Annotated in this window: 14 protein-coding genes and 1 tRNA gene; 3 read left to right on the forward strand and 12 right to left on the reverse strand. The window is 62.2% G+C overall.

What is annotated here, in order from left to right; translation table 11 throughout:
* Positions 1–7 precede the first annotated feature (7 nt).
* Positions 8–1,933, reverse strand: a complete 1,926-nt coding sequence (locus GH663_RS09735) for an ATP-binding cassette domain-containing protein (protein WP_153131434.1) — start codon at positions 1,931–1,933, stop codon at positions 8–10.
* A gap of 268 nt (positions 1,934–2,201) precedes the next feature.
* On the opposite strand from GH663_RS09735, the gene GH663_RS09740 reads away from it, so the two are divergent.
* A tRNA-Arg gene (locus GH663_RS09740) sits at positions 2,202–2,276 on the forward strand.
* Positions 2,277–2,565: 289 nt separating this feature from the next.
* On the opposite strand, the gene GH663_RS09745 is transcribed toward GH663_RS09740, so the two are convergent.
* Positions 2,566–3,921 (reverse strand): sodium-dependent transporter, encoded by a 1,356-nt coding sequence (locus GH663_RS09745; protein ID WP_153131435.1) that lies wholly within the window; start codon positions 3,919–3,921, stop codon positions 2,566–2,568.
* Between the two features lie 201 nt (positions 3,922–4,122).
* Between GH663_RS09745 and GH663_RS09750 the strand changes: the two genes are divergently transcribed.
* The gene (locus GH663_RS09750; protein ID WP_153131436.1) at positions 4,123–4,899 is read left to right on the forward strand and encodes a spermine/spermidine synthase domain-containing protein; all 777 of its coding nucleotides are present in this window, start codon (positions 4,123–4,125) and stop codon (positions 4,897–4,899) included.
* A 153-nt stretch (positions 4,900–5,052) separates the two neighbouring features.
* Entirely contained in the window at positions 5,053–5,328 is a 276-nt protein-coding gene (locus GH663_RS09755; RefSeq protein WP_153131437.1) for a hypothetical protein, read from the forward strand.
* A gap of 46 nt (positions 5,329–5,374) precedes the next feature.
* On the opposite strand, the gene GH663_RS09760 is transcribed toward GH663_RS09755, so the two are convergent.
* The 10 genes from GH663_RS09760 to GH663_RS09805 form a co-directional block, all read right to left on the reverse strand.
* Positions 5,375–6,043 (reverse strand): response regulator, encoded by a 669-nt coding sequence (locus GH663_RS09760; protein ID WP_153131438.1) that lies wholly within the window; start codon positions 6,041–6,043, stop codon positions 5,375–5,377.
* Entirely contained in the window at positions 6,033–7,985 is a 1,953-nt protein-coding gene (locus GH663_RS09765) for a type IV pili methyl-accepting chemotaxis transducer N-terminal domain-containing protein (protein ID WP_153131439.1), read from the reverse strand. Before GH663_RS09765 ends, GH663_RS09760 begins: the two co-directional genes overlap by 11 nt.
* A 153-nt stretch (positions 7,986–8,138) precedes the next feature.
* Positions 8,139–8,939, reverse strand: a complete 801-nt coding sequence (locus tag GH663_RS09770; RefSeq protein WP_153131440.1) for an ABC transporter ATP-binding protein — start codon at positions 8,937–8,939, stop codon at positions 8,139–8,141.
* Between the two features lie 14 nt (positions 8,940–8,953).
* Positions 8,954–9,910 carry a nitrate ABC transporter permease gene (gene ntrB / locus GH663_RS09775; protein WP_246181544.1) on the reverse strand — a complete coding sequence of 319 codons (957 nt, stop codon included), beginning with the start codon at positions 9,908–9,910 and terminating at the stop codon, positions 8,954–8,956.
* A gap of 63 nt (positions 9,911–9,973) precedes the next feature.
* Complete coding sequence (locus GH663_RS09780) at positions 9,974–11,239, reverse strand: CmpA/NrtA family ABC transporter substrate-binding protein (RefSeq protein ID WP_153131441.1); 1,266 nt, start codon at positions 11,237–11,239, stop codon at positions 9,974–9,976.
* Between the two features lie 307 nt (positions 11,240–11,546).
* A complete protein-coding gene (locus GH663_RS09785) occupies positions 11,547–12,122 on the reverse strand; it encodes an ANTAR domain-containing response regulator (RefSeq protein ID WP_066879982.1) in 576 nt (191 codons plus the stop codon).
* 8 nt (positions 12,123–12,130) lie between these two features.
* Positions 12,131–12,511: a sirohydrochlorin chelatase gene (locus GH663_RS09790; RefSeq protein ID WP_153131442.1), complete on the reverse strand. Its 381-nt coding sequence runs from the start codon at positions 12,509–12,511 to the stop codon at positions 12,131–12,133.
* Positions 12,512–12,521: 10 nt separating this feature from the next.
* Positions 12,522–14,228: a bifunctional protein-serine/threonine kinase/phosphatase gene (locus GH663_RS09795; RefSeq protein WP_153131443.1), complete on the reverse strand. Its 1,707-nt coding sequence runs from the start codon at positions 14,226–14,228 to the stop codon at positions 12,522–12,524.
* Between the two features lie 33 nt (positions 14,229–14,261).
* A complete protein-coding gene (locus GH663_RS09800) occupies positions 14,262–15,062 on the reverse strand; it encodes a type IV pili methyl-accepting chemotaxis transducer N-terminal domain-containing protein (protein ID WP_153131444.1) in 801 nt (266 codons plus the stop codon).
* Positions 15,063–15,079: 17 nt separating this feature from the next.
* A complete protein-coding gene (locus GH663_RS09805) occupies positions 15,080–16,294 on the reverse strand; it encodes a nitrate/nitrite transporter (protein WP_153131445.1) in 1,215 nt (404 codons plus the stop codon).
* Positions 16,295–16,501 lie beyond the last annotated feature (207 nt).

Consider the following 16,501-nt stretch of genomic DNA (forward strand, 5'->3'; position numbering starts at 1 on the left):
ACCAGGCTCAGGCGCTATTGCCCCCGGCCCGGGCTTCCAGTATTTCCCACCGTTCCAACAGCAGCATCAATTCGTCATCGATGGCGGCCAGGCGCTCGGCCGCCTGCTGGGCACCCGGCGCATCGGTCTGGTAGATCGCCGGATCTTCAAGGCGCTTGCTCAGCACCCCCTGCTCTTCTTCGAGCGCGGCGATCTTGCCGGGCAGCGCCTCCAGTTCGCGCTGTTCCTTCCAGGACATTTTCTCGACCTTGCCCTTGGCCGGCTCGGCCGCCTTGGCAGCGGGTTTCGCCTCGGCCTGAGCCTTGACCGCCGCCTTCTGCAGGCTGCTCTTGTAGGCCGCCCAGTCACTGTAGCCGCCGGCGTATTCGCGCCAGAAGCCGTCGCCTTCGGCGGCAATGGTCTGGGTCACGACGTTGTCGAGGAAGGTCCGGTCGTGGCTAACCAGGAACAACGTGCCGTCGTAATTGGCGAGCAGCTCCTCGAGCAATTCCAGGGTTTCGATGTCGAGGTCGTTGGTCGGCTCGTCGAGGACCAGCACATTGGCCGGGCGGGCGAACAGGCGGGCCAGCAGCAGCCGGTTGCGCTCGCCGCCGGACAGCGAACTGACCGGTGAACGGGCACGCTCCGGCGCAAACAGGAAATCTTCCAGGTAGCCGATCACATGCTTCCTGGCGCCGCCGATTTCTACATAATCCGAGCCCGGCGAAATGATGTCGATCAGCGTCGAGTCGGGGTTCAACTGGGTGCGGAACTGGTCGAAATAGGCAACGTCGATCTTCGTGCCCTGGCGGACAATCCCTTCATCCGGCTGCAGTTCGCCGAGGATCATCCGCAGCAGCGTTGTTTTGCCGGCCCCGTTCGGGCCGATGACGCCGATCTTGTCGCCGCGCTGAATGCGGGCCGAGAAATCGCGCACAATTTGCCGTTGACCGTAGGACTTGCTGACATGCTCAAGTTCGGCGACCAGCTTGCCGCTCTTGTCGCCGGCATCGAGTTGCAGATTGACCTTGCCCATCCGTTCGCGCCGCGCCTGGCGCTCGGCGCGCAGCTTGTCGAGGCGCTGGACGCGGAAGACCGCGCGCGTCCGCCGGGCTTCGACGCCCTTGCGTATCCACACTTCTTCCTCTTTCAGCAGCTTGTCGGCCCGCGCATTGGCCAGGCCTTCCTCGTGCAGCAGCGCCTCCTTGCGCAGCTGGTATTCCTTGAAGCTGCCGGGAAAACTGGCCAGCTTGCCGCGGTCGAGCTCAACGATACGGGTACAGACGCGGTCGAGGAAAGAACGGTCGTGGGTAATGAAAAACAGCGTGACGCCGGTTTCGATCAGCAGGTTTTCCAGCCACTCGATGGCGGCGATGTCGAGGTGGTTGGTCGGCTCATCGAGCAGCAGCACTTCCGGCGCCACGGCCAGCGCCTGGGCCAGTGCCAGACGCTTTTTCTGGCCGCCGGACAGGCTGCCGACATTGGCGTCCGGATCGAGGCCGAAGCGGTCGATGACCTTCTCGGCCTGCGCTTCATAGGCCCAGGCACCACGCGACTCCAGCTCGTGCTGCAGGCTTTCCATGCGCGCCATCAGGGCGTCGTGGTCGCCCTTGCCATCGGCCATCTGGTGCGAGACTTCGTGGTATTCGGCAAGCAGCTTCGAGGTTTCCCCCATGCCGGAAATGACCGCCTCGAACACCGTCGACTGCGGGTCGAAGGGCGGCTCTTGCGGTACATAGCCGACGCGGATGCCGGGCTGGACCCAGACTTCGCCGTCGTCCAGCTTGCCGCGGCCGGAACCGGCGGCCAGCGCGGCGAGCAAGGAGGACTTGCCGGTGCCGTTGCGGCCGATCAGCGCAACGCGCTCACCCGGGTCGAGCAGAAAATCGGCGTGGTCAAGAAGCGGCACGTGGCCGTAGGCGAGGCAGGCGTCGGAAAGTTTTAGGTAAGGCATGGGACCAAATAGAAGCGGCGCCCCGCAGGGTGCCGCGTTGGGAAGAACCGGATTCTATCCGTTCAGGCGACCGGTGGAACAAACATGTCCGGCGGTCAACGCGGTGTGGAAGCAAAAATCAGCTGGCAAAGCGCGCCAACCGGGCAAGGCGCAGCGCTTGGAGCGGCAACCCCTTAACACCACCCCTGTCGTTTTATTGATGCGGCACTATCTATCACACGGCCCTCAGCCCCGGTACAATGCGCGCCTGCCGACAAGAGCACGCTGCGCCTCCATAGTTAAATGGATATAACACGCCCCTCCTAAGGGCGAATTGGTGGTTCGATTCCACCTGGGGGCGCCAGGCAACCCCTCAAAAAAACCTCTCCTGCCGGAACAGCAAGAAAAAAGCCGGGTTTCCCCGGCTTTGCTTAGTGGTAGGCAGTCTTCGACGAGAGTTTTAGCGCCATCACGCAAGCCAGGCCAAAGATCAGCACCGCAAAGCCAATGCCCAGGTAAGAGAGTTCGTCCATAGTTGCCCCGTTGAAGGTTGGTTGAGAATTTCGAGGCGATATAGACAACCCTCTCAGCCAAAGTTCCCGGGCAAGCTATTTTTTTGATCGCCCTCCGGCAATCGCGGAAGCACTCACGGCTTAACCAACCGCCCCGATCACATGCAGGAAGATGGCGACGATGGCGATTGGCGAAACATAGCGCAAGGTCGTCCGCCACAGCGCGAAACCCTTGCCGCCCAGCGCGATTTCATCCTCGACATGTCGGCGCTGCATCATCCAGCCGGCAAATACGGCGATCAGCAGACCGGACAGCGGCATCATGATCTTGGTGGTCAGCGAGTCGAGCAAATCGAAAATACCCAACCCGAACAGTTTGACCTCACTCCATTCGTTGAAGGACAGCGCAACGGCGATACCGAGCAGCCAGACTGCGCCGCCGGTTGCCCAGGCCGCACGCTTGCGGGAGAAGGAGAAACGCTCGATGAGCAGCGCGACAAACGGCTCGAGCAGCGAAATCGACGAGGTCCAGGCGGCAAAAACCACGAGCAGGAAGAAAAGCGGACCGACCACCGAGCCCCCCGGCATCTGGGAAAAGGCAATCGGCAAGGTTTGCAGGATCAGGCCGGGACCGCTGGCCGGGGCCAGGCCCTTGGCAAAGACGATGGCGAAAATGGCCAGTCCCGCCAGCAAGGCAATGGCCGTATCGGCGATGGCAACGTAGAAACAGGTGCGAACGATCGACGTTCCTTTGTCGAGATAGGAACCGTACGCCATGATCGCCCCCATGCCGAGGCTGAGGGTGAAGAAGGAATGCCCCATCGCCGAGAACACGACTTCGCGCGTAATGGCCGAGACGTCGAAATGGAACATGAAACGGATGGCGGCCGGCATGTCGGCCGTCACCATGCCGTAGCCGATCAGGCCGAGCACAATGGCAAACAGGGCTGGCATCATGATCTTGTTGGCCTGCTCGATACCGCCGGTGACGCCGCGGGCGACCACGAAAACGGTCATCACCATGAACAGGCTATGCCAGGCGATCAGGCGCAGCGGGTCGGCCAGCAAACCGGCAAAACCGGCGGCCGCACTTTCCTTGGTGATGCCGTCGAAGCCGCTGGTGGCGCGCAAGGTGTATTCGAGAATCCAGCCGGCCACGACGCTGTAGAAGGAAAGGATGAGCAGCGCACCGGTGACGCCGATCAGGCCGATGATCTTCCAATAACGCCCCAACCCGGCCTCGCGCGCCACCGCCCCCATGGCAGCCACCGGATTGCCCTGGCCGCGCCGGCCGAGCATGGTTTCAGCCATCAGCAGGGGCAGACCGATGCTGACGATGCACAACAGGTAGACGAGAACGAAGGCGCTCCCGCCGTTGGTCCCGGTCATGTAGGGGAATTTCCAGATATTGCCGAGGCCGATCGCCGAGCCGGCGGTGACCAGGATGAAGGCCCAACGACTGGACCAGTGACTGCGATTGACGTTTGCTGTTTCCATGTATCAATACTTTTTTTGAATTACCCCAGTTTGCCTGCCGCTTTTGGGGAAGGCGCGGAGTATAGACCGTGAAATCGGCCAAAACGTATGCTTTTCCTCAAAAAACAGATCGACAACAAGCCAGTTTCGGGCTGAATCAAACAGATGGCACTGTAAAATTAACCGATTCATACCACCACGCCCCCAATCAAGGGCCAGCCAATGAAAAAACAATCGTCCCTGCCACGCCACTCGGTAGACATTAGTGAAGAGAATGGGGTTCGCTCCCTGCACTTTGGTTCCGAATGGGTGCAAGGCGCCATGCGCATTGCCCGCCCGTGGTCGCTCGAACTGGCCTACACCCGCGAAATGATGGCCGGCCTGCTGTTGCGCCAGGGCAGCCACTGGCCGCGCCGGGCCTTGCTGATCGGGCTGGGCGCCGGTTCGTTGGCCAAGTTCATCTACCGTTACCTGCCGGATTGCCGGATCACCGTGGTCGAGATCAACCCACAGGTCGAGTTTGTCGCCCGCCAGTATTTCAAGCTACCGGACGATCCGAAGCGACTGGAGGTGGTTATCGGCTGCGGCGCCGATTACATGCTGAGTGGAGAACGCCAGTACGATTACATTCTGCTCGATGGTTTCGATCAGGACGCCCGGGCCGGCGCCCTCGATACGCTGCCCTTTTACCTCGCCTGTCGGGCTCGACTGGCTGACGATGGGCTGCTGGCGGTCAACCTGCTCGGACGGAACAAAGGTTTCCAGGGCAGTGTCGAACGATTACTAGCTGCTTTTGATCAACGACTTGCCGTCTTCCCGTCCTGCGACAGCGGTAACACCATTGCCTTTGCCACAGGCGGCAATCCGGTGGAAGTTTCGCTCGATGCCATGCGTGAGGCGGCACAAAAACTGAAGAAGGAAACCCGCCTCGACCTGTTGCCGACAATCAGCCGCTTGCAGCTGAGCCAGCCGTTTCCGGATGGCATTTTGAGGATTTGAGGGGTTTTCCCATGCTTGCCTTATCGGCAAGTTGAGCTACAAAGAAGTATGGTCCTCCACCAATTCCAACGAAAAGGCGGACAGAACAAAGATAACAAGCAGCTAGAAAATTTAACGTTATCGTTTTGCCTATCCTATTGAAGGAGGATTTCTATGTTGTCTCTTCAAGATGTTATCGATTATTGCGATCTCGATCGCGGTGAAATTGAAGCAATTGCCGAACACGAGCATATTCCAGTGGCGGTGGCGGCCGAATTGAGCGAGGTTCTGCTCTGCTCCCCGGAAGGGGTGTGCCGTTTGCATACGATGATTATCGAAAACATGGCCCACGCGCTGGAGGTGGGCGAGTACGAGCATGTGCAGGATCTGTCGAAGACCTATCAGCACCTGCAGCGGACCCACCCGATTCCCGAGAATATCGGGACGTGATCAGACTGGAAATCGGGTAAAAAAGGCAGTCGACCGCAGCAGTCGCTTAGGCGTTGCGGGAATGTAGGCCGTAGCCGTGTTCAACCGCATACAGCGCTACCTGAACACGGCTGGTCATGTTCAGCTTCTTGAAGATGTTCTGGACATGAATCTTGACGGTACTCTCGGCCAGATCGAGCTTGCGGGCGATTTCCTTGTTACTTTCACCCTGCGCCAGGCTCTCCAGGATGTCGCGTTCGCGCGGTGAAAACTTTTCGCGCTCAACCATGGCCGGCACAGCTTTCGGCTGGTTGCGCACACCCTGGATCAGCTTGGCCGTCATCTGCGGCGAGACAATGGATTCACCCTGCGCGGCGCGGCGGATGGCATCGACCAGCGTGTCGGTCTCGATATTCTTCAGCAGGTAACCGCTGGCCCCGGCCCGCAAGGCATCAAGCAGGTCCTGCGCATCCTCGGAAACGGTCAGCATCAGCACCCGCGCCTCGGGAATTTCCTCACTGATCACCTTGACCGCTTCCAGGCCGGAAACGCCCGGCATGTGCAGGTCGAGGAGGACCACGTCCGGCTTCAGCGAACGGGCGCGCTTGATGCCTTCCAGGCCGTCGCCAGCCTCATCGACCACTTCGAAATCGTCATTACGCTGCAGCAGGGACTTGATGCCGCTGCGAAAAAGAGTGTGGTCATCGACCAGCAGGACGCGGATTTTATTGTTCATGGATTTCTACCTTTTCTTGTTCCCTGGGCAAGCTTAGCGTAACGCGGGTGCCTTCACCGATCTTTGACTCGATGGTGCATTCTCCCCCCACCCGATAAGCCCGCTCGCGCATGATTTTAAGACCGACATGGCGGTCGGACAGCACATTCGGCTCGTTGACCGGATCGAAACCGACGCCATCGTCGACCACGGTGACGGTCAACTGGCCCAGATTGCGGCGCAGCGTGACTGCCACCCGGCTCGCTTTCGCATGCTTGCGGATATTGGAAAGCGATTCCTGGACGATATGCATGACCTGGATTTCGTCGGTCGGGATCAGCGTAACGCCACTGCCGAGAATTTCCAGTTCGGTCTGGATGCCGGTCTGGCCTTCGAACTTTTCCAGCGTGGCATGGATGGCGGTATCGAGGTCGCTCTGATGAACGCGCGTCCGGAAATGCACCAGCAGTTCGCGAACGTCGTCGTAACTCTCCTGCACCCCTTCGCGCAACTGGCCGGCCGTCTGCATCGCCTCGTCGGTCTTGCCCTTGCGCAGCGAATCCTGCAGCAACTGGACCTGGATATTCAGGAAAGCGAGGCCCTGGGCGATCGAGTCGTGCAGTTCCTGGGCCAGCAGGTTGCGCTCTTCCGAAACGGCCAGCTCCTTCTCCCGCGACTGCAGGCGCAGGTTTTCAATGGCGACGCCGAGGTGTTGGCCGAGCGTTTCCAGCAGGTGCTTTTCCCGTTCCGACAAGGCCTGCGGCCGGAGGAAATAGAGGTTATAGACGCCGATCTTGGTCTTGTTGTGCATGATGGTGAAGGCCGTCGCCGTGGCGAAGCCTTCCCGGATGCAACTGCGCAATTTCATGCCTTCCGGCGGGTTGATCGTGGCAAAGGTCGCCGTGATGCCGCTCTGGATGACCTGGCCGCACAGGCATTCGCCACAGTTCAGCGTCGATTCGTTGGCGACAAACTCGTCGGACAGCCCCTCGTGCGTAAACAGGTGCAACTCGCCGGTGTCGTTGGCGTACATGCGGACGGCGCCGGCGTCCGCCCCCAGTGCCGTCTTGATGCGGTCGAGAAAGCCCTGGCACAAGGCCTCGATCGGCGCCGGCTCGCTGAGAAAGGCGGTCGCGCCATAAAGAATGCCTAGCTCGCGGTTGCGTTCGGCCAGGCTGCTCGTTTCGGCAACGACTCGGTCTTCCAGCGTGCCGTATACGTTCTGCAGGTGTTCGGCCATCTGGTTGAAACCACGGGCCAGCCCGCCCAGTTCGTCGTCACCGCTGACCGGTACGCGGACCGCCAGATCGTTGTCCATCATCCGCCGCATCCCGGCGTGCAGGGTGCCGACCGGCCCGATGACCAGCACGCTGAAGAAACGGATCAGCAAGCCGGTACCGACGATGGCGAGCAGGACCAGCGCGACCTGCACCGTGCGCAGCAGGTTGGTGTCCTGCGTATAGCTGCGCTCCATGACCAGCACCAGGTCGTTGATCAGAGCGACGACGGATTCCAGCTGGTTGTCGAAGCGGTCCAGCGCCAGCACCCGGCCCGGCGTGTCGGCCGCGCCGTAGGCGACGGCGAGCGGGCGCAGGGCTTCGACCCAGGCCTGCTCGACGGCCGCCAGGCTCTGTTCGACTTCGTCATTGCGCGGCGGCGACATCGGCCGCTCCGGGTCGCCCTGCTTGAGATCGAGCAGGACTTTGTCGAAGCGTTCGATTTCTTCCTGCAATGCACGAGACAATGGGGCGCCGGCTGATTTTTCGTCAACCGCCCGCGCCATCAGGTGACTGATGCGATAAGTCCGCATGCGCTGGCTGCCCGCGTCGTTGATCGCCGCCGCCACCCCTTCGAGCTGCCAGGAGATGAGCAGAGTCAGTGCAATGGCGCTCAGCGCCACCACGAAGAAAATGCAGAGAATACCGACGATCTTGCGGGACAGCTTGGCGGGGGATGCGAACATCAGGAGACACCGAATGAGGATGGCCGAACCTTAGCCTTGGCCGGGGTCAGTTAGCAAGAATCTGCATCAAAAGAAAAAAGCCCGCCGGGTTGAGCCGGCGGGCGAAAGTCGCTCACAGGAGAGAGCGTAGCGACGATGGATCGTTAGAACCGCTCAGGCCGCGATCTTTTCAACGTGCGCCTGCTTTTCGTAGAGGAACTCGAGGACGGCAGCGCGGCAGTCGATGTAGGCCGGATCGTGAGCCAGCGTCAGGCGGTCGCGCGGGCGTGGCAGATTGACTTCGAGGATCTCGCCGATGGTCGCCGCCGGTCCGTTGGTCATCATCACGATGCGGTCGGAGAGCAGCACGGCCTCGTCGACATCGTGGGTGACCATGACCGTCGTCGCCTTGGTCGCCTCGCAGATCTTCATCAGCTCATCCTGCAGCTTGGCGCGGGTCAGCGCGTCGAGGGCGCCGAACGGCTCGTCCATCAGCAGCACCTTCGGCTGCATCGACAGGGCGCGGGCGATGCCGACGCGCTGCTTCATGCCGCCGGAGATTTCATGCGGATACTTGCTGCTGGCGTGGTCGAGGCCGACCAGGTTGATCGCCGCCGCCGTCCGTTCCTTCAGCTTCGCCTTGCCCTCCTTCTGGCCAAAAACCCGTTCGACGGCGAGATAGACGTTCTCGAAGCAGGTCAGCCAGGGCAGCAGGCTGTGGTTCTGGAAGACCACGGCGCGTTCCGGGCCGGGGCCGGCAATTTCGCGGCCGTCGCACAACAGCACGCCGTTGGTCGGCCGGGTCAGCCCGGCAATCAGGTTGAGCAAGGTCGATTTGCCGCAACCGGAGTGGCCGATCAGGGCGATGAACTCGCCTTGCTTGATGCCGAGGTCGATGTCGCGCAGGGCGACGAACTTGCCCTTCTTGGTATCGAAGGTCTGGCCGACTTTTTCAATGCTTACGAATTTTTCCATGATCATTGCTCCGCTCAGGACGATTCTTTGGTCAGTTTCTTGGCGAGCAGGATCAGGCTTTGCTCGAGGATCAGGCCGACGATGCCGATGACGAAGATGGCGATGATGATGTGCTCGACCTTCAGGTTGTTCCATTCGTCCCACACCCAGAAACCGATACCGACGCCGCCGGTCAGCATTTCGGCGGCGACGATGACCAGCCAGGCGGTGCCGATCGACAGCCGGATACCAGTCAGCATGTAGGGCAGCACGGCCGGGAACAGGATCTTGGTGACGACTTTCCACTCGGACAGCGCCAGCACGCGGGCGACATTGAGGTAATCCTGCGGCACGCGCTGGACACCCTGGGCGGTGTTCATGATCATCGGCCAGATCGAGCAGATGAAGATGGTGTAGGTCGCCGCCGGGTCGGCCTTCTTGAAGACCAGCAGACCGATCGGGAGCCAGGCCAGCGGTGAGACCGGGCGCAGCAGGCTGATGATCGGGTTGATCATGGCCGACAGGAAAGCCGAGCGGCCAAGGATGAAGCCGAGCGGAATGCCGACCAGCGCCGCGAAGCCAAAGCCGATACCGACCCGTTGCAGCGAGGACAGGATGTTCCAGCCGATGCCCTGGTCGTTCGGCCCGTTACGGTAGAAGGGGTCGGCGAACAGCGTTACGGCGGCGTCCCAGGTCTGGACCGGGCCGGGAATGCTGCCGCCCTTGTGGGTGGCGACATACCAGATGCCGATCAGGATCAGCATGCCGAGGGTGGGCGGCAGCACGGCACGCAAGAAGGTGTTGAACTTCTCGCCGAACGGCACGCCGCTCGGCAGGGCTGCTGTTTTTTCCATCTTTTTTTCCTTGGCCGGCTCTGCGACAACTTCCGCGACCGGCTGGCTGGTTATGCTGTCCCCCAGGGGGACTTCCTTCGGGTCGCGGTCGACCGGCTGTTCAAGGCCAAAATCTCCGCTCATCGTCGTGGCGCTCATCGTTTTCTCCAGGCTTGTCGCCGCCCCCGCCGCAGCGGGGAGCGGGGCGACTCAATCGACCAATCAGGCTTTGACCTTGAAACCATCGGCGTACTTGGCCGGGTCCTTGCCATCCCAGACCACGCCATCGATCAACTTGTGGCTGCGCATCTCGCTCTTCGGCAAGGCGACGCCGGCGGCGGTGGCCCCCTGCTTGTAAATATCGATGCGATTGACCTGCTTGGCGATGGCCAGGTAATCCGGGTGGCTCTTCAACAGGCCCCAGCGCTTGTGCTGCGTCATGAACCACATGCCGTCCGAGAGGTAGGGGAAATTCACCGCCCCCTCATTGAAGAACTTCATGTGGTTCTTGTCGTCCCAACTCTTGCCAAGGCCGTTCTGGTAACGGCCGAGCATGCGGGCGACGATGACCTCGGTGTCGGTATTGACGTAGGACTTCTGGGCGATGACTTCGGCCGTCTTCTGCTTGTTGGGCAGCGAGGCGTCGATCCACTTGCCGGCATCGAGGATGGCGGCGACCACGGCGCGCGCGGTGTTCGGGTTCTGCTTGACCCAGTCGGCGGTGGTGCCGAGCACCTTCTCGGGGTGATCGGTCCAGATATCCTGCGTCGTCGTCGCCGTGAAGCCGATGTTGTCCATGATGGCGCGGTTGTTCCACGGCTCGCCGACACAGTAGCCGTCCATGTTGCCGACGCGCATGTTGGCGACCATCTGCGGTGGCGGCACGGTGATCGTCTTGACGTCCTTGAGCGGGTTGATACCCTGGGCGGCCAGCCAGTAGTACAGCCACATGGCGTGGGTGCCGGTCGGGAAGGTCTGGGCGAAGGTGTATTCGCGCTCCTTCTTGGCGATCAGTTTGGCCAGGCTGGGGCCGTCGACCGCGCCCTTGTCCTTCATCTGGTTGGACAGGGTGATCGCCTGGCCGTTGGTGTTCAACGTCATCAGGTTGGCCATGTCCTTCTTCGGCCCGCCGATACCCATCTGCACACCGTAGATCAAGCCATACAGCACATGAGCGCAATCCAGTTCGCCGTTGACCAGCTTGTCGCGCACCGAGGCCCAGGAGGCTTCCTTGGTCGGGATGATCTTGATGCCGTATTTCTCATCGAACTTGTTCACCGCAGCCATCACCACGGAGGCACAGTCGGTGAGTGGGATGAAGCCGATACGGACTTCCTTTTTTTCAGGGGCGTCCGAACCGGCGGCCCAGGCGCCGCTGCGAACGCCGGGGGGGACCATGGCCATCAATGAGGCTCCCATAGCGGTTGAGACGAAATCACGACGTGAAAAGGCGGGTTTGCTGTCCGCGACCAGTTTCTTGTCTTCCATTGCTTGCTCCTTGATTGCTTGAATCGAAAAAACAAAATGGGCGTCACATCCCGGCTGCCGCTGGCAGCTTGGATGGACGCCCTTGTCCCGCGAGTCGGCTGGGGCTCGACTCTCGCCCGGTCGCCTTTGACCGTGCGTTATGTAAGGACTATTGCAATGGCCGTGCCAGGCATAGTTAAAAGGTACTAATACCTTTTAACTATTTGGTTTTATGGGGATTTTTTTCTTGAGCGGCGCCAAAATTGCGCCAAAAGCGATGCACTGTTGCAGTGCAGCAGGCGAAAAGCCCGCACAATAACGGGGAGCTTTAGAGCAGCACCCGCGCCATGTCGATGACGTCGCGCGCCACTTTGGCCATCGTCTGGCCACGTTCCATCGCCAGCTTGCGCATGGCGTGATAAGCCGCATCCTCGTCGAGGCCGCGCGCTTTCATCAACACACCCTTGGCCTGGTCGACCAGTTTGCGGTCGGTCAGCTTCTTCGAGGTTTCTTCCAGTTCGCGGCGCAGGGCCTGCGTATCTTCGAAGCGGGCCCGCGCCACCTCGACGATGGGCTTGATCCGCTTCGGGTCGAGACCATCGACGATATAGGCCGAAACGCCCGCCTTGACGGCATCGCGGATGGTTTCCTGGCCATCTTCCTGGGTGAAGATGACGACCGGGCGCGGCATGTCCTTGTTCATCGCCGCCAGGTGTTCCAGCGTGTCGCGGCTGGGGCTGTCGGTGTCGATCAGGATTACGTCCGGCTGCAGTTTTTCGACTTCGGCCGTCAGATTTTCGGAGCCGGCCAGGATGGCGGCCACCTGGTAACCGGCGAGCGCCAGCCCGGCGCAGATTTCTCCGGCCCGCGAACGGGATTCATCAATAACGAGTACGGTCAGCATGCAGGAGACTACGCAAGCTCCGTACCAGCCGATTTAAGCGCCGCATCAGCCATCGCCTGGACGACGATTTCGTTTTCGCCGATGGCGCCACCGAGCAGAAATTCGACTTCTGGATAGGTCGACCGCAGGGATTCGATCATCACCGGCACCTCGTTCTTCAAATGGCCGCCACGGGCGATGAACATCGGCATGACCACCACTTTCCGCGCGCCGCCCTCGACCAGCGCGGTCGCGCAGTCGGTCAGGGTCGGCGTCATGAATTCGAGAAAGGCCAGCTCGACCGGCATATCGGCCACCCGCTGGCGGACCACGGCCTGGACGCGACGCATCGGGTTGGCCCATTCCGGATCACGGGCACCATGGGCAAAAAGAATGAGGGCTGTTTTCATCGGGTGAACTCTACCGCAACAGAATTAACAGAAGCACAAAATTCAGCACTATTGACAGTGCCGCGACAATCTTCCACAGCTTCAGCGGATTGCGCTGGGCCAAGGCTTGCCGGCTCGGTGCGGCAAGCGGCCGGGTGGCGCCGCGCTCAAGGGCCAGGATAAATTCCTCGGCCGTCTCGAAACGCTCTTTCGCCTCCTTGGACACCGCCTTGAGCAGGATGTTTTCCAGCCAGCCGGGAATTTCCGGCCGCCAGCGGGTCGGCCGCACCGGCTCGGTGAATTTCGGCGTCTGGAAAGGCTCGATTTCGCCGTAGGGGTATTTGCGCGTCAGCAGGTGGTAGAGCACGACGCCGGCCGCGTAGAGATCATGGCCGGGCTGCGGTTCGGGCTTTTCGAACAGCTCGGGCGCCATGTAGGACGGCGTGCCGGCCTGGCCGATCGGTTCGTCGGCCTTGCGCTCGCCGAGGCTGATCGCGACACCGAGATCGAGAACGCGCAGGACGCCGTCCTGGCCGAGATGGATGTTGTCGGTCTTGATGTCGCGATGCACGATATCGAGCCGGTGCAGCGCTGCAATCGCCCGTAGCAGCGCGACGCCGAGGCGGACGACTTCGCCGGCCGGAAAATGCTGGCCGGAATCGAGCCGGGCCTGCAAGGTGGCGCCAGCATGCCAGGTCATCAGGTAATAGAGGCAACTGCGCTGCTCAGCCGGCACGACCTGCGGGAAAAACGGCGAAACGACGCGGCGGGCCCGCCATTCCTCCATCAGCAGCGCCGCCGTCGCCCCACTATCGCCTTCCATGCCCGGCTGCAGCGTCTTCAGCACCAGTTGCTGGCCGTTGCGCGGATTGCGCACGCGATAGAGCAGTGTTTCCCGTGCATCGTGCAGCAGCTCTTCGACAATCAGGCCATCCAGTTCGTGGCCCGGCTTGAGGCGGTGCGGCAGCGGCAGGCTGGCCGCGCTCTCCAGACTGTCGCGCAGCCCGGCCGGCGGCAGGCCGAGGACATCGACGACCACCGCCGTCGCATTGTCGTGACCGCCGTGGGCCAGCGCCAGGCTGGTCAGCGCGGCGGCGGCAGCCTGCGGCTCGGGATGGTCGAGCAGCACATCGACCATCAGCGCATCGGGCAGGACACCCCAGACGCCGTCGGAAACCAGCAGAAAACGGTCGTCGACCGCCAGATCGCCATCGGCAAAGTCCATCAGGACGCGCGGGTCGAGCCCGATGGCGCGCGACAGCACGTTGTTCAGTTCCGGGTGTTCCCAGGTGTGATCGACCGTCAGGCAGAGCAGCCGCCCTTCCTGCAGGCGGTAGATGCGGCTGTCGCCGATATGCGCCGTGTAGTAGCGGCGACCGCGCAGGACCAGCGCCGACAGCGTCGTCGCCATCCCGGTCAGTTCGGCATTGCGCCCGGCTTCGGCGATCACCCAGCGGTTGAGCGCCGTGGTCACCGTTTCGATGGCGCGCGGCACGCCCCAGGTATCGGGCGTCGCGAAATAGTCGGCGAGCAGGCCGCGCACGGTGTATTCCGCCGCCTCGCGACCGCCCTTGTGGCCGCCGATGCCGTCGGCGACGGCGGCGATGACGCCCTTGTTTTCCAGCTCCAGGCCTTCCGGCGTCGCGTAGCCGCAATAGTCCTCGTTGCGTTCGCGCGGGCCGGTCAGCGAGGCATGGCCGATGGCCAGGCGGAGGGCGTTTTTATCCGGATTTTTCATGGAAGAGATACTACCGCCTGGCGCGGCCGGCGTTCAGCCGCGCATCAGTTGTTCGTAGCGCCCGGTCAGGCCATCCATGACCTCCAGGATGCGCTCGCTGGTCGTCGCCACATTGCGCTGGGCGATCGTCCGGTTGCTTTCCTGGCCGTTCAGCGCCTGGTCGAAGAACAGCCATTGCGTATTGGCCAGCCCCAGTTCGATGCGGATTTCCGGCGTATTTTCCGGCGCCGCATTCAGCTCGCCGAGGGCCGCGACGAAATCGCGGCGGGCTGCTTCCAGTTCCGCCTTCAAGGCTGGCGAACCGACGCCGGACTGCTCGAACATGAAGCATTTGGCCATCCGTTGCGACAACATGCGCTGACGCCCGGCCAGATTGACCAGATGCCCGGCATTGCCGCTCGCCTGCTTCTCGTACAAGCCGGTCAGGGCATGGGCCAGCCGCAGGGTCTTCTCCGACTCGGCGAGGACCAGCAGCAGGTTGTCGGCGGTGCGCGGCCGGCCGAGCAGTTCGCGGTAAAGCGCCCACTGCCGGTCGAGTTCGCCGAGATTGCTGCGAATCGCCTCGTTCGGCTGCAGCGTCGCCAGTTCGCGCAACTGCGTCTCGAACAGCCGGCGCGACTGGTCGAGCAGGCTGGCCGCCTTGTCCGGCATGACGGCCAGCACCTGCATCGCGAACGCCTTGGCCATCCGCTGCGACAGCATGCGCTGCCGCCCCGCCTTGTTGATCGCCGCCCCCAGGCCGAGGGCGGCGCCCGGCCGGGCCTCTTCGGCGGCACCGAGGGCGGGCAACAGCATGACGCCTGCGGTCAACCCGAGAAAATCCCGTCTTTTCATCGCCCGCCCCCTATCGCTCAGATCTTGGCCGCGGTCAGGTGGCTGGCACCCCACGTCGTGCGCCAGCGGGTCTTGACGCCGGTCAGGCCGACCAGGGCGAGCACGGCGAGGCCGGCAAAGATCAGGAAGCCGATCTGGTAGCTGCCGGTCACCTGGCGCGAGTAGCCGAGGCTGGAGGCCAGGTAGAAGCCGCCGACACCGCCGGCCATGCCGACCAGGCCGGTCATGACGCCGATTTCCTTCTTGAAGCGCTGCGGCACCAGCTGGAAGACCGCGCCGTTGCCCATGCCGAGGGCCAGCATGGCGCCGACGAAGGCGACCACGGCCATCCAGGCTTCCGGCAGGCCGACGCTGACAATGGCCAGGAAGATGGCGGCGAAGATGTACATCACGGTCAGCGACTTGACGCCACCGATGCGGTCGGCGACGTTGCCGCCAATCGGGCGAACCAGCGAACCGGCGAAGACGCAACCGGCGGTGAAGAAGCCGGCCGTCTTCGGGTCGAGGCCATATTGCGTGTTGAAGTAGATGACCAGCGACGAAGCCAAGCCAACGAAGCCGCCAAAAGTCACCGAGTAGAAGAACATGAACCACCAGGCGTCCTTGTCCTTCAGGACCTTGAGGTATTCGGCGAAAGTCTTGGGCGGCGGCGCATCCGGCGCATCCTTGGCCATGAAGCAGAAGGCGATCAGCACGATGACCAGCGGCACCAGCACGACGCCGAAGACGTTGGTCCAGCCGAAGGCGGCGGCCAGGCCGGGGGCGAACAGCGCGGCGAGCGCGGTGCCCGAGTTGCCGGCCCCGGCAATGCCCATCGCCGTGCCCTGATGCTCGGCCGGATACCAGCGCGAAGCGAGCGGCAAGGCGGCGGCGAAGGAAGCGCCGGCGACGCCGAGGAAGAGGCCGAGGATCAGCACTTCACCGTAGGAATGGACGCCGACCAGCCAGGCGTAAAGCATGGCGCCGATGACGACGAGCTGGCCGATGATGGCCGCCTTCTTCGGCGACAGGCGGTCAACCAGGATGCCCATCACGATGCGCAGCAAGGCCCCGGCCAGCACCGGCGTCGCCACCATCATGCCCTTTTCGGCATGGGTCAGGCCGAGATCCTTGGCGATGCCGACGCCGAGCGGACCGAGAATGACCCAGACCATGAAGGCAAGGTCGAAGTAGAGGAAGGCGGCAAGCAGGGTCGGCGTGTGGCCGGCCTGCAGGAAGGATTTCTTGTCCATGGTCGATTTTCCGGGTGGACCGCTTAGCAACGGTCGTTAAAGGGGGAGTGCCTGGTTCAGCGCATGACGTCGTTGCCATGGAACCGCCCCCGTTGGCGGATAAATCGCTGTGATGACCTGACTTTGCAAGCTGCGTGCCAGGATGGCAAAGCCTTGATTTATTGACCTTATGCCTAGTCCATCGGCCGTAGCCCGCACCAAAACAAG

The organism is Dechloromonas hortensis (genome assembly GCF_009469765.1).
Lineage (GTDB): Bacteria > Pseudomonadota > Gammaproteobacteria > Burkholderiales > Rhodocyclaceae > Azonexus > Azonexus hortensis.

What these genes read in the sequence shown, in the direction of transcription:
- GH663_RS09735 (WP_153131434.1), bottom strand. Translation starts at nt 1,933, where the DNA reads ATGCCTTACCTAAAACTTTCCGACGCCTGCCTCGCCTACGGCCACGTG.
- GH663_RS09745 (WP_153131435.1), bottom strand. Translation starts at nt 3,921, where the DNA reads ATGGAAACAGCAAACGTCAATCGCAGTCACTGGTCCAGTCGTTGGGCC.
- GH663_RS09750 (WP_153131436.1), top strand. Translation starts at nt 4,123, where the DNA reads ATGAAAAAACAATCGTCCCTGCCACGCCACTCGGTAGACATTAGTGAA.
- GH663_RS09755 (WP_153131437.1), top strand. Translation starts at nt 5,053, where the DNA reads ATGTTGTCTCTTCAAGATGTTATCGATTATTGCGATCTCGATCGCGGT.
- GH663_RS09760 (WP_153131438.1), bottom strand. Translation starts at nt 6,043, where the DNA reads ATGAACAATAAAATCCGCGTCCTGCTGGTCGATGACCACACTCTTTTT.
- GH663_RS09765 (WP_153131439.1), bottom strand. Translation starts at nt 7,985, where the DNA reads ATGTTCGCATCCCCCGCCAAGCTGTCCCGCAAGATCGTCGGTATTCTC.
- GH663_RS09770 (WP_153131440.1), bottom strand. Translation starts at nt 8,939, where the DNA reads ATGGAAAAATTCGTAAGCATTGAAAAAGTCGGCCAGACCTTCGATACC.
- ntrB (WP_246181544.1), bottom strand. Translation starts at nt 9,910, where the DNA reads ATGAGCGCCACGACGATGAGCGGAGATTTTGGCCTTGAACAGCCGGTC.
- GH663_RS09780 (WP_153131441.1), bottom strand. Translation starts at nt 11,239, where the DNA reads ATGGAAGACAAGAAACTGGTCGCGGACAGCAAACCCGCCTTTTCACGT.
- GH663_RS09785 (WP_066879982.1), bottom strand. Translation starts at nt 12,122, where the DNA reads ATGCTGACCGTACTCGTTATTGATGAATCCCGTTCGCGGGCCGGAGAA.
- GH663_RS09790 (WP_153131442.1), bottom strand. Translation starts at nt 12,511, where the DNA reads ATGAAAACAGCCCTCATTCTTTTTGCCCATGGTGCCCGTGATCCGGAA.
- GH663_RS09795 (WP_153131443.1), bottom strand. Translation starts at nt 14,228, where the DNA reads ATGAAAAATCCGGATAAAAACGCCCTCCGCCTGGCCATCGGCCATGCC.
- GH663_RS09800 (WP_153131444.1), bottom strand. Translation starts at nt 15,062, where the DNA reads ATGAAAAGACGGGATTTTCTCGGGTTGACCGCAGGCGTCATGCTGTTG.
- GH663_RS09805 (WP_153131445.1), bottom strand. Translation starts at nt 16,294, where the DNA reads ATGGACAAGAAATCCTTCCTGCAGGCCGGCCACACGCCGACCCTGCTT.